At 39.9% G+C, this 12,589-nt stretch carries 13 protein-coding genes; all 13 read right to left on the bottom strand.

The genetic code is table 11. The annotated features are described in order from the left end of the window. Positions 1-38: 38 nt before the first annotated feature. Positions 39-962 (bottom strand): dipeptidase, encoded by a 924-nt coding sequence (locus CS060_RS05930; protein WP_052025540.1) that lies wholly within the window; start codon positions 960-962, stop codon positions 39-41. A gap of 107 nt (positions 963-1,069) precedes the next feature. Beyond that, complete coding sequence (gene spoVS, locus CS060_RS05925) at positions 1,070-1,330, bottom strand: stage V sporulation protein SpoVS (RefSeq protein ID WP_003181955.1); 261 nt, start codon at positions 1,328-1,330, stop codon at positions 1,070-1,072. A 126-nt stretch (positions 1,331-1,456) separates the two neighbouring features. Then, the gene (locus CS060_RS05920) at positions 1,457-2,251 is read right to left on the bottom strand and encodes a TIGR00282 family metallophosphoesterase (RefSeq protein WP_099668775.1); all 795 of its coding nucleotides are present in this window, start codon (positions 2,249-2,251) and stop codon (positions 1,457-1,459) included. Between the two features lie 98 nt (positions 2,252-2,349). After that, complete coding sequence (gene rny / locus CS060_RS05915) at positions 2,350-3,906, bottom strand: ribonuclease Y (RefSeq protein ID WP_035047403.1); 1,557 nt, start codon at positions 3,904-3,906, stop codon at positions 2,350-2,352. A gap of 210 nt (positions 3,907-4,116) precedes the next feature. Next, positions 4,117-5,154 (bottom strand): recombinase RecA, encoded by a 1,038-nt coding sequence (gene recA / locus CS060_RS05910; protein ID WP_026011788.1) that lies wholly within the window; start codon positions 5,152-5,154, stop codon positions 4,117-4,119. A 105-nt stretch (positions 5,155-5,259) separates the two neighbouring features. Continuing rightward, the gene (locus CS060_RS05905; RefSeq protein ID WP_035047407.1) at positions 5,260-6,492 is read right to left on the bottom strand and encodes a competence/damage-inducible protein A; all 1,233 of its coding nucleotides are present in this window, start codon (positions 6,490-6,492) and stop codon (positions 5,260-5,262) included. Positions 6,493-6,514: 22 nt separating this feature from the next. Next, complete coding sequence (pgsA, locus tag CS060_RS05900) at positions 6,515-7,093, bottom strand: CDP-diacylglycerol--glycerol-3-phosphate 3-phosphatidyltransferase (protein WP_035047409.1); 579 nt, start codon at positions 7,091-7,093, stop codon at positions 6,515-6,517. Between the two features lie 29 nt (positions 7,094-7,122). Beyond that, a complete protein-coding gene (locus tag CS060_RS05895; RefSeq protein ID WP_052025542.1) occupies positions 7,123-7,977 on the bottom strand; it encodes a helix-turn-helix domain-containing protein in 855 nt (284 codons plus the stop codon). 9 nt (positions 7,978-7,986) lie between these two features. Next, entirely contained in the window at positions 7,987-8,778 is a 792-nt protein-coding gene (locus CS060_RS05890) for a DUF3388 domain-containing protein (RefSeq protein WP_009362682.1), read from the bottom strand. A gap of 180 nt (positions 8,779-8,958) precedes the next feature. Then, entirely contained in the window at positions 8,959-9,207 is a 249-nt protein-coding gene (locus CS060_RS05885; RefSeq protein WP_004890680.1) for a DUF3243 domain-containing protein, read from the bottom strand. A gap of 65 nt (positions 9,208-9,272) precedes the next feature. Next, on the bottom strand, positions 9,273-9,986 hold the full coding sequence (gene ymfI / locus CS060_RS05880; protein WP_035047413.1) for an elongation factor P 5-aminopentanone reductase: 714 nt from the start codon (positions 9,984-9,986) through the stop codon (positions 9,273-9,275). Positions 9,987-9,992: 6 nt separating this feature from the next. Next, positions 9,993-11,273, bottom strand: a complete 1,281-nt coding sequence (gene yfmH, locus CS060_RS05875) for an EF-P 5-aminopentanol modification-associated protein YfmH (protein WP_099668774.1) — start codon at positions 11,271-11,273, stop codon at positions 9,993-9,995. Next, entirely contained in the window at positions 11,270-12,547 is a 1,278-nt protein-coding gene (gene yfmF, locus CS060_RS05870) for an EF-P 5-aminopentanol modification-associated protein YfmF (RefSeq protein ID WP_099668773.1), read from the bottom strand. Before yfmF ends, yfmH begins: the two co-directional genes overlap by 4 nt. Between the last annotated feature and the right edge of the window lie 42 nt (positions 12,548-12,589).

The raw sequence follows: 12,589 nt of genomic DNA, 5'->3' as shown, positions 1-12,589 counted from the left end.
ATATTTGTTACAAAAATGTGAATTTTTCTTCCGGTTTTTTATTGCGGGATTCGCTCGTAAAAATTACAAAACAAAAATTTTCTCACTTGTTCTTCTTTAAAATGTTTTAGCAACTCGTCAATAAAATGAGTATAATGAGAAACATTCGCCAATTGATCAACCGTTTCAAAAATACCATCAAAATCAGATCCGAAGCCAATATGATTTTCTCCGCCTAATGAACAAATATAGTCGATATGACTCAATACATCTGCTACCGTTGTCGTTTGTGCATCATGCCGTAAAAACTGGGGAACAAACGTCACACCAATGACCCCATTTTTCTTAATCAACGCTTCAATTTGATCATCACGCAAATTGCGAGGATGTGGACAAAGGGTATATGCATTCGAATGTGAAGCGATCGGATAGCGAGCTAATTCCATAACATCCCAAAACGCTCGTTCACTTAAATGAGATACATCCGTCCAACATTGTTGTTCGTTTAATAAGTGAACGACTTCTTTACCGAATTTTGTTAATCCTCCCCCGCGTTGCTCGAGTGCCCCATCCGCTACCATATTGGCGTCATTCCACGTTAAGCCAACAGAGCGAACACCGAGGCGAAGAAGTGTGCGCAATTGCGTTAAACTTTCTCCTATGGCTTCACATCCTTCTAATGTCAGCATCGCTCCAATTTCATGTGGTTGTAGTTGATCGATTTCTTTTTTTGAGCGAACAACTTTCATATTTGGCTGTGACACAACTTTCTCATAAAAATAATCAATCATCTCTAAAGCTACAAAAAAGCGCGACTCAGGTCTTACATGTTTCGGAATATAAATGGCAAATCCTTGTACAGTTACACCGGCCTGCTTTAATCCATCGTATGTTACATGTAGCGACGGACTGCGTTCAAACGATACATCTTGGTCACAAAATAGTTGATATAAAACATCACAATGAGCGTCAAATATACGCACAACGATCCCTCCGTTAAAAAAAATGAGGCTTCACTTTTTTATAACTGATAAATGCTCAAACTACAAAAATAACCTGTTTGCTTAACAAGCAAACAGGCTTATGTGTATTAACGCGGCTCAACAATGAGTTTAATTGCCGTCCGCTCTTCTCCATCAATTTGAATGTCCGTAAATGCAGGAATACAAATGAGATCAACTCCGCTTGGTGCTACGAATCCTCGCGCGATTGCTACTGCCTTAACGGCTTGATTTAATGCACCTGCGCCAATTGCTTGAATTTCGGCTGCACCGCGCTCTCTTAACACGCCTGCAAGTGCACCAGCTACGGAATTAGGATTAGACTTTGCTGAAACTTTTAATATTTCCATTTCTAGCTCCTCCTCGTTTCTAACAATTGCTTGTAAAAAAGTTGTACTGTTTATTATATATTCATCCCTGTTTTCCTGTATTCCTGCTACAATATATATTTTTTCTGAAAAATCTTAAAAGAGGAACTAGTCAAAATATGGGTGGTCGTCATTAATCATAATCCGTTGAATCGACTTTGTTTTTCCGCTTTTTTCATCTACCTCAATGAGCACAGCATTCAACTGCGCACGACCTGTCGTGACTTCAAAACGAACAGGTAAGCCCGTTAAAAATTTGCGCAATACCGCCTCACGATCCACTCCCAAAATCCCGTCATAAGGTCCTGTCATACCGACATCGGTAATATAACCCGTTCCATTTGGCAAAATACGAGAGTCAGCTGTTTGAACATGTGTATGCGTACCAACGACAGCGCTTACTCGTCCGTCTAAATACCATCCCATCGCTTGTTTTTCACTCGTTGCTTCCGCATGAAAATCTACAAGAATGACAGGAGTCCGTGCGAGCGCCGTTTCTACTAATTCATCTGCTTTTTTAAACGGACAATCAATCGCTGGCAAAAACGTTCTTCCTTGCAAACTAATTACCGCGGCTTCGTATCCCTCTATTTGAATAAATGCAATTCCTTTTCCAGGTGTACCTGCTGGAAAATTCCCTGGACGAATAAGTACTTTCGCTTGATCAATAAATTCAAAAATTTCCCGATTATCCCACGAGTGATTTCCAAGTGTTACTGCATGTACTCCCATCTCTAAAAAACGCCGATATATTTTTTCGGTAATTCCTTTCCCACCAGCGGCATTTTCACCGTTGACAACAATTACATGTGGCTTATATTTTGCTTTTAGCTTCGGTACGTATTCATCAACCATTTTTCTTCCCGGTTGCCCTACGACATCACCGATAAATAATATTTTCATCGTATTACCCTTTCTATACTCATGATTTCTATTTTTCAGTTTCGCATAAAATAAAGCGTTTATCAATACGAAAAAGCTACTCCAAACGAGGAGTAGCTTTACTTTGCATATTCAACAGCTCGCGTTTCACGAATGACTGTAACTTTAATATGACCTGGATAATCAAGTTCTTCTTCAATACGCTTGCGAATATCGCGTGCTAAACGATGTGCTTCCAAGTCATCGATCATATCTGGCTTCACCATAATACGAATCTCACGTCCAGCTTGAATCGCATACGATTTTTCAACACCTTCATACGACTCAGCGATTTCTTCCAGCTTTTCAAGGCGACGAATATAATTTTCCAATGTTTCGCTACGAGCACCTGGTCGAGCAGCAGATAAAGCGTCTGCAGCAGCGACAAGAACAGCGATAATCGACGTCGGTTCCGTATCGCCATGATGGGAAGCGATACTGTTAATGACAACTGGATGCTCTTTATATTTCGTTGCTAGCTCTACACCAATTTCAACATGGCTTCCTTCTACTTCATGGTCAACAGCTTTTCCAATGTCATGAAGAAGACCTGCTCGTCTTGCAAGCATCTCATCTTCTCCTAACTCAGCTGCCATTAAGCCAGCTAAGTATGCGACTTCCATCGAATGTTTAAGGACATTTTGTCCATAGCTTGTACGGAACTTCAATCGTCCTAAAATCTTAATTAAATCTGGATGCAATCCGTGAACACCAACTTCGAACGTTGTTTGTTCTCCCACTTCACGAATATGCTCATCTACTTCTCTTCTCGCTTTTTCGACCATTTCTTCAATTCGCGCCGGATGAATACGCCCGTCTTGAACAAGCTTATCTAACGCAATTCGTGCCGTCTCACGACGAATCGGATCAAAACCAGATAAAATGACTGCTTCCGGCGTGTCATCAATGATGAGATCAATACCTGTTAACGTTTCTAACGTACGGATGTTACGTCCTTCACGTCCGATAATTCGTCCCTTCATTTCGTCATTTGGCAAGTTCACAACAGATACAGTCGTTTCTGCTACATGATCAGCCGCACAGCGTTGAATAGCAAGCGACAAAATTTCTTTTGCTTTTTTATCAGCTTCTTCTTTCACTTTTGTCTCTGCTTCTTTGACCATGAGTGCGATTTCATGAGAAAGTTCTTTCTCTACACGCTCTAAAATGATTTGCCGTGCTTCTTCACGCGTCAAGCTAGAAATGCGCTCAAGTTCCGCTTGTTCTTTTCGAACGAGTTCTTCCACTTTGCTTTCCATCTCTTCAATATGCTGTTGTCTTTCATTGAGAGAATTCTCTTTCTTCTCAAGCAACGCTTCTCGCTTGTTTAAAGATTCGTCCTTTCGATCGAGATTCTCTTCCTTTTGTAACAAACGATTTTCCTGTTTTTGCAATTCACTTCTTCGTTCGCGAATTTCTCGCTCTGCTTCCACACGAAGTTTGTGAATTTCATCCTTTGCTTCAAGGAGAGCCTCTTTTTTCAATGCGTCTGCTTCTCGTTTCGCTTCTTCGATCATTTGCTTGGCAGCTGCTTGTGCACCACCAATTTTTGCCTCGGCAATGGATTTACGAACAAAAAAGCCAACAACTGCACCGACGACTAGGGCAAGCAAAGCGGAGATGATCGTTTCACCCATTATCCTCACCTCCTCTTGCTATAAATTCGTTACTTCATCAATGTCGGCATGTACATTGCAACCATTCAACATACACTTCAAAATTGTCAAATATACATGTACATTTTAAAGGTGACCTTCCATATTGTCAAGGCTTGTCATTGCGGGAAAGCGCTTCATATGGTTGAATTTTCTAAAACAAAGAGAAAAAGAGACACAACGTGCCTCTTTTTACTCTAAGAAGTCTAAATCATCTTCGCGCACAGATGTCGTCGATGCCCCTGCTGTAATGCCATAATGTTGGCGAATTTCACGCGCAATTTCTTCCATAATGTGTGGATTTTCCTTTAAAAATTGTTTGGCATTTTCTCGCCCTTGTCCTAATCGTTCATCTTTATATGAATACCAAGCGCCACTTTTTTGAATAATGTCGAGTTCAGCACCCATATCAATAATTTCGCCTTCTTTTGAAATTCCTTCGCCATACATAATATCTACATCCGCTGTTTTAAACGGAGGCGCCACTTTGTTTTTCACGACTTTAATTTTCGTCTTATTTCCAACCATGTCGTTGCCTTGTTTAATTTGTTCTGCACGACGCACTTCTAAACGAACAGACGCATAAAACTTCAATGCACGACCTCCAGGAGTTGTCTCTGGGTTCCCAAACATAACTCCCACTTTTTCCCTTATTTGGTTAATGAAGATAGCGATCGTTTTAGATTTGTTGATGGCGCCTGATAGTTTACGTAGCGCTTGGGACATGAGTCGTGCCTGCAATCCGACGTGAGCATCACCCATTTCCCCTTCAATTTCAGCCTTCGGAACAAGAGCTGCGACTGAGTCAATGACGATAATATCAACTGCCCCACTTCGCACAAGTGCTTCGGCAATTTCTAACGCTTGCTCCCCTGTATCTGGCTGTGAAAGCAACAATTCATCGATATTGACCCCTAATTTTTCAGCATAAATAGGGTCTAGCGCATGTTCCGCATCAATAAACGCTGCTTGGCCACCTTGCTTTTGTACTTCAGCAATGGCGTGAAGAGCAACCGTCGTTTTCCCTGAAGATTCCGGACCGTAAATTTCAATAATACGCCCCCGCGGATATCCCCCTACTCCAAGCGCAATATCAAGTGCAAGAGAGCCACTCGATACAGTCGAAATTTGACGATCTGTTTGCTCTCCTAGCTTCATAATGGAACCTTTTCCAAACTGTTTCTCAATTTGCTTTAACGCTTGTTCTAATGCTGCTTGACGATCGTTCAAAAAAACTCCTCCTTTTGCTTATGAGAAATAAAACAGTGGCTGCTACTTATTACTATACATGTTTTATGTTTATTTGCCAAGAAAAAACGAATAAATGTTCGTAAATCAATATAGCAATTGTAGTAAATAATAACAACCGTATTTCGCCGCACGCATCCGAATAGCTTGACGATCACCCGATAACGTAAGTGCAAATGTTTTTGTGCCTTGTTCTGTAGCAATCCCTATCCATACTGTTCCTACTGGTTTTCCTTCCAAATCGCCCGGTCCTGCGACACCTGTAAAACTAATACCGATATCGCTTCCGCAAAGCTTTCGAACATTTTCTGACATCAACTGCGCACATCGTTCACTAACTGCCCCCTCCGTTTGTAATATTTCTTTCGGCACATGGAGCACATTTTCCTTTATTTCATTTGTATAACAAACAACTCCCCCCGCGATGACTGTAGAAGCCGTTGGAAGTGCTGTCATTTCTTCTAAAAATAAACCTCCCGTTAAACTTTCAGCAACAGCAAGTGTCTTATTCTTTTCTTTTAATGTAGCTAACAGTTTGCTAAACAACGTTTCATCATTGTAACCGTAAAAATAAGGACGAACACGCGCTAAAATTTTTTGCTCTACTTCGTTAATCATTCGCTTCGCTTCTTCTTCACGTTCATGCTTCGCTGTTAAGCGGAGAGTCACTTCACCATCAGACGCAAGCGGAGCAATCGTTGGATTCGTTTGAGCGTCGATCAAATCTTCAATTTCCGCTTCTAGTTGTGATTCACCGATGTGAAAAAAACGAAGAACAAGCGAAACAATTTTTTCGTGAACATGACGTTTTTGCAATAAAAAAGGACGTCCATATTTGATGAACATCGGCTTCATTTCCTTTGGCGGTCCTGGTAGAAGCATATATGTGATATGATCAACAGTAAGTGCCATTCCTGGAGCCATCCCATGTTCATTTTTTAACACGCAACTTCCTTCTAACACAAGTGCCTGTTTTCGATTGTTAGGAGACATCGGACGATTTGTTTTCGAAAAATAATCACAAATAGAACGCCATGCTTCTTCATCTAAAACAAGTGATTTGTTTAGCATCTTTGCAATCGTTTCTTTTGTTAAATCATCTTTTGTTGGTCCAAGTCCCCCTGTAAAAATAATTAAATTTGAGCGTTGCTTTGCTACTTCAATCGCATGTGTAAGCCTTTGAGGATTATCCCCAACAACCGTATGGTAATATACATCTATCCCTATTTCAGCTAATTGTTGCGATAAAAATTGGGCATTTGTATTTGCAATTTGACCAAGTAAAAGCTCCGAGCCGACCGCAATGATTTCTGCCTTCATCTTTCTCCCATCCCCTTTTTATTTACTTTGAATGGCGAAATGCGTGTTTATTTTTCGCAAAGTAATCCCATCCTGACCAAATCGTAAAAATAAGGGCAATCCATAAAGAAATATCTGCAAACGGAAACGACAACAGGGAAAAAGGGATATTATGTAAAATAAGGGCAGCAATCGCTATAATTTGCGTCCACGTTTTAATTTTCCCAAGCATATTTGCTGCTACAACTTCCCCTTCTCCTGCTAACACAAGCCGCAATCCTGTTACTGCAAATTCACGACTAATAATAACAATGACCATCCACGCTGGAGCCAAATCCAATTGAACGAGCGCAATCAGCGCAGCAGACACAAGCAATTTATCTGCGAGCGGGTCAAGAAATTTCCCTAAATTCGTTACTAACCCATATTTTCGTGCATAGTATCCATCAATCCAGTCTGTTGTTGATGCAATAATAAAAATAAGCGCAGCAACAGCGTGTGTCATCGGCAATTGTTCCGCCCCAATTTGAATCATCCCTAAATCAATTGGCGCTAACAAGAAAATAAGGAAAAAAGGAATGAGTAACATTCGTGCAATCGTAATTTGATTCGGTATATTCACAACACTAACCTCCAACACGTCATACAACATTACTGTTTTTTATAAATAATTGTAATATCTTGGCGTACGTGATCACTTGGATTAACAGGGTATTGAAGTGTTTGTTCATTTATTTTCACTTCTGTATTTAATGTTTGTCCGATAACTAGCAACACTTCTGTTTCATTTGTCAAATCGAACGTTTCGGCTTGATTTGCATACATCATTTTGCGTGCAAATGCCTTTCCTTTCCCGTTTTTCACTTCAATCCAAGCATCACCCTTTGTTGCAATGTCAATGATCAACTGTTTTCCTGTCACTTCCAACATTGATTTTCGACCATTCGTTTCCACTACTTTGATCGTTGCTTCTGATGATTGTTCTTGCTGTTTTTTTTCTGTTTTTTGTTCATTTTGTTTTTCTGGTTGTTGCTCGACAGCTTGCTCAGACTGCTCAAATTCTGTCTTTTTATTAATCACTTGCTCTTGTGGCTGTTCGTTTACCGTTCTGTTTTGAAAGAAAAACCAAAGAACAACTGCTATTCCGACAGCTAACATACCGATTAAAATTTTCGGAAGGACATTAAGTACTTTTTCACCTTGTTCTGATAGTTGTCGCGATTTGACACGCGATAACTCGCCTGGGAGTTCTTCTTGTTGAGCATTCGGAATTTCATTTGCGTATTGCTCAAACAGCTCATCCGGATCAAGACCGACCGCTTCCGCATATTGGCGAATAAATGCGCGGACATAAAACTTTCCTGGCATAATGACATAATTTCCTTGTTCAATCGCGATCAAATATCGCTTTTGAATTTTAGTGATTTGTTGTAAATCATCTAAGCTCATATTGCGCTGTTCTCTCGCTTCTTTTAAACGCTTCCCTAACTCTGTCAACGGAAACACCTTCCATCTTTAAAAATCGATATTTGAAAAACCGTCGTTACCAAAGAAAGAGGATTGGTCAACGAGATCGTACGTAATTTCTTCATCTGCATCATGACGCAATTCAATAATATAATCAAAATCATCCAATTTATATTCCGTATGCCTTACAAAAATATCGGGATGTTCAATCACTTTTGTTGCTGGTAATCGCATCAACTCACGAATCAACTGCCAATGTCGCTCGTTTGACCGACGCGTCGAAACAATCCCGTCAATAATAAAAACATTATTTTCGCTATATTCGTCTTCGATTAATTGGCTACGAATCGTCTGTTTAATTAGTGTAGAAGAAACAAACAACCAACGCTTGTTTGCACACACGCTCGCAGCTACGATTGATTCCGTTTTTCCAACACGGGGCATACCGCGAATGCCAATTAACTTGTGGCCTTCTTGTTTAAATAACTCAGCCATAAAATCGACGAGCAAACCTAATTCATCCCGAACAAAACGGAACGTTTTTTTATCATCAGCATCGCGCTGAATATAACGCCCGTGCCGAACAGCAAGACGGTCTCGGAGCTTCGGTTCACGCAACTTTGTTACCGTGATATCTTCCATCGTCGCTAAAATCGATTGTAGCCGCTCAATTTGTTCATGACTTTTACATAACAAAAGCATACCTCTACGCGAATCATCCACTCCGTTAATCGTGACAATGTTAATGGACAACATGCCAAGAAGCGATGCAATATCCCCTAACAACCCCGGACGATTCATATGTATTTCATATTCTAAATACCATTCTTTTTTCTCCATATACCCCTTCTCCCCTTTACGTTACACGATACGATCATTGCAGCAACGCTTTGTCGAAACACGCATGTATGTTTATTTTACCATCTGAATGCGAGAATGAAAAGGACAGACAACTGTTTTTTGTGAACAGATAAACATAGTAAAACAAGCTGGCGAATATCACCAGCTTGCCTATATCGCTTATTTATTTTGCACAAGCTTAATCATCATGTTCGCAATCGCATGTTGCTCTTGCTCATTCGCCACATGCCACAAATCAGCAAGTACACGTTCTTCCGGATTTTTCGGATCGACTTGTTTTGCCAAGTAGTCTCCAATCTGATAAGCAATATCCGAAATAACTTGCTGGTTCATTCCTTGCGCTTCTGCTTGATGAAGACGATCAGCTAAAAAGCTTTTCCATTGCTCAAAATTATCAAGAACAGACATATGCAAACCTCCTTGAAATTCGTTTCAAGAACAGTTTGCCTCATGAAACAAAAAATTATGCTTGCTTAACAATACCAACCACCATTGACGGATAAAATTTGTCCCGTAACATACGATGCATGGTCAGAGATTAAAAATGACACCGCTTTGGCTACATCTTCTGGTTTCCCGATTCTCCCAAGTGGAATCTCGTCCGTTAACGCCTTTAACTCTTCTTCAGTAAACTCTTGAAGCATCGGTGTATCAATAGCTCCTGGAGCAATGGCGTTTACTCGTATGCCACTTGGCGCAACTTCTTTCGCTAACGCTTTGACAAACGTATTTTGCGCGCCTTTCACCATCGAATACAATACTTCGCATGACGCCCCTGTGAGTCCCCAAATGGATGAAATCACGACAATTTGCCCGCAACGTTGTCGAATCATTGACGGTAACAATCGTTTTGTCAGTAAAAACGGACTTGTCACATGCAACTGTACCATACGCTCGACTTGTTCGTCAGTCATGTCCGTCACCAGCCCATATGTACTCATTCCACTATTATGAACGAGCACGTCAATCGGATGGAAAATAGAAGACATTAACACATCTACCCCAGAAGGATGAGATAAATCAGCTTGAATCGCATATGTGTCTGTGGATAGTTCTTTCATTACACATCGAACAGATTGTTCATTTTTGTAGTAATGTAAGTATAAACCATACCCATCTTTAGCAAGCTGCCGAGCAATTTCTTGCCCAATTCCCCCGCTCGCTCCTGTAATTAACGCATATTTCATCTGCATTCACCTTTTTGGAACAACTTGACATACTGCGAACTGTTCAGCCATAAAACATTCGCGGGCAACTGCTTTTATATCATCCGATGTCAATGATTGTAGCGTCCTTACGACATCGAATAAACTCATTTCATCGAATGCGTAACGAGTAAACTGATTCGCAATATACTCAAGTGAGTTCAACGAGCGTAAAAATGATCCGATTTTTTTTCTTTTCATTCGCTCGACTTGTTCTTCATCAATATCAGAAAACTGCACAAGAATACGCTGAATTTCTTCTGCTAATTGATCAGGTTGTGATGTGTCGCCACCAATTAAACCAAATCCAAAATCACTTTCTTCTGTATAATCGACCATAAACGTTTCATCAATTAATCCTTGTTGGTATAATCGCTCATAATGCGGTGAACTTTTTCCAAATAAATGATCAAGCAATAATCCCATTGCACATTCATGTTTTAATTTTTCTTCCCTTTTTGCATATACATGTTTTGCTTTTATGCCGACGAGACATTTTGGCGTTTGCACGTTCATTTCAATGACATGTTTTTTACGCGCGACATGTGGTGGCTCTTCATACTGAAACCGCTCAATCTCTGTTGGTGAACGAAACGTTTTTTTTGTTTGATTAGCCCGTATTTGTTCGAGTGTGGTCAATGGATCAACTGGACCTGTAACAAACAATAACATATTGCTCGGGTGATAAAACGTCTCATAACATTCATACAATAAATCTTTCGTAATATGTGAAATCGACTCCACCGTTCCTGCAATATCAATTTTTACAGGATGATTGTGATACATACTTTCAATTGCCCCAAAATATAAACGCCAATCTGGATTATCGTCATACATCCGAATTTCTTGAGCGATAATCCCTTTTTCTTTTTCAACCGTTTGCTCTGTAAAATATGGTTCTTGGACAAAGTCGAGTAAAGTTTCTAAATTTTTCTCTACATTTGTTGTACTCGAAAATAAATAGGCCGTGCGTGTAAAGGACGTAAAAGCATTTGCTGAGGCTCCTTGTTTACTGAATGTTTGAAATACATCACCGTCTTCTTTTTCAAACAATTTATGTTCTAAAAAATGAGCAATGCCATCCGGCACTTGTTTCATCGTTGTTTTTCCGTATGGAGTAAAGCAGTTATCTACTGAACCGTACTTCGTTGTGAACGTTGCATATGCTTTATTAAATTCCTTTTTCGGTAAAATATAAACATCTAATCCGTTGTTTAGCCGCTCATAAAATAATTGTTCTTGTAACTGATCATAGCGAATGACCTTCATTTTTTCTCACCTTCCTTCTCCGTTAAAAAATAAATGGTATCTAATTCAATTTTTTTACCTACACGAACAACATCTTCACGCGTCACTTTTTCAATCCCTTCTAGCCACTCATTTAATGGACGTTGCCGTGTTGCAATGACGTTATGATAAGAGACCTCAATCATTCCCCGAGCTGTATCAACCGTTTCTAATAATTGATTACGAATGACTGCTTTTGTTTGAATGATTTCCTGATCACTAAATTGCCCGTTGCGCATCGCCTCTTCCTGAGCATGAATAATTTCAAGTGCACGCTCATAATTGCTTGGTTCAATTCCTGCCATAACCATCATCATTCCTTGATGACTTTCGATACGCGAAGCTGCATAATAGGCTAAACTCGCCTTTTCGCGCACATTCATAAACAATTTTGAATGTGCAAACCCACCGAAGATCCCATTCCACACTTGTAACGCATCATAATCTGGATCATTATATGTCGTGTTCGTTCGATAACCAAGATGAAGCTTTCCTTGTTTCACATCTTGTTTTTCAATAACTTCTTGCACATTTGTTCGTTTCGTTAGTGTTGTCGTTTCAGTTGAACGTAAAGGACGAGCTTCTAGTGAAAAACGTTCAGCAACATCATGTTCTACATCCGCTAACATCACATCTCCGACAATGTATAAATCTATTTCATCGTGTTTCAACATGTGTTCGTAATGTTTATATAAACGCTTAGCATCAATTGTATCAATATCATTCAATTTACCGTGAACATCGAGTGCATAAGGCGAACCTTTATACATCTCTTCGATGAGTCGATGTTGAGCATATCGCATTTTATCATCAAACAACGATTGAATTTTTTGTTTCAATGCCCGTTTCTCCTGCTCAACGATCGTAACGGAAAATCCACCTTGCTCAGTAAGCGGACGAAACAGCATGTCGCTAAAGAGCGTCAACGCTTTGCGTAATAATGGGGATGTGTCACCTAAAAATTTTTCGTTTGCCACATCCATTCGAATAGTAATAATATGGTTTTCTCCTTTTTTCGCTAAATCAACTTGTAACGTTGCACCATATAGTTCGTCTAAATATGTACGTAACGCTTTCATCGACGGATGTCGCTCAGTAGCGTTTTGTAGCACATACGGAACAAGAGCACGCATCGTTACATCTTGTTCACATAATGGAGCTTTCATCTTTAACACGAGCGTATTCGTTTTATATTTTTTTGTTGGAATGACATGAAGACGAAGACCGCCTATTGTTTTTACTTCTTCTCGAAACATACAATCACTTCCTTTTTATTTTATAGCCTCGACATTTTTATT

The sequence above is a fragment of the Anoxybacillus flavithermus genome (assembly GCF_002742685.1).
Taxonomy (GTDB): domain Bacteria; phylum Bacillota; class Bacilli; order Bacillales; family Anoxybacillaceae; genus Anoxybacillus; species Anoxybacillus flavithermus_E.
The sequence above is the reverse complement of the archived record's forward strand: the minus strand, read 5'-3'. Positions and strand labels throughout refer to the sequence as shown.

Bases quoted from the DNA above. Each gene is read 5' to 3' on its own strand.
- spoVS (WP_003181955.1), bottom strand. From the start codon at position 1,330: ATGGAAATATTAAAAGTTTCAGCAAAGTCTAATCCTAATTCCGTAGCT.
- CS060_RS05920 (WP_099668775.1), bottom strand. From the start codon at position 2,251: ATGAAAATATTATTTATCGGTGATGTCGTAGGGCAACCGGGAAGAAAA.
- rny (WP_035047403.1), bottom strand. From the start codon at position 3,906: ATGGGTGAAACGATCATCTCCGCTTTGCTTGCCCTAGTCGTCGGTGCA.
- CS060_RS05905 (WP_035047407.1), bottom strand. From the start codon at position 6,492: ATGAAGGCAGAAATCATTGCGGTCGGCTCGGAGCTTTTACTTGGTCAA.
- CS060_RS05890 (WP_009362682.1), bottom strand. From the start codon at position 8,778: ATGGAGAAAAAAGAATGGTATTTAGAATATGAAATACATATGAATCGT.
- CS060_RS05885 (WP_004890680.1), bottom strand. From the start codon at position 9,207: ATGTCTGTTCTTGATAATTTTGAGCAATGGAAAAGCTTTTTAGCTGAT.
- ymfI (WP_035047413.1), bottom strand. From the start codon at position 9,986: ATGAAATATGCGTTAATTACAGGAGCGAGCGGGGGAATTGGGCAAGAA.
- yfmH (WP_099668774.1), bottom strand. From the start codon at position 11,273: ATGAAGGTCATTCGCTATGATCAGTTACAAGAACAATTATTTTATGAG.
- yfmF (WP_099668773.1), bottom strand. From the start codon at position 12,547: ATGTTTCGAGAAGAAGTAAAAACAATAGGCGGTCTTCGTCTTCATGTC.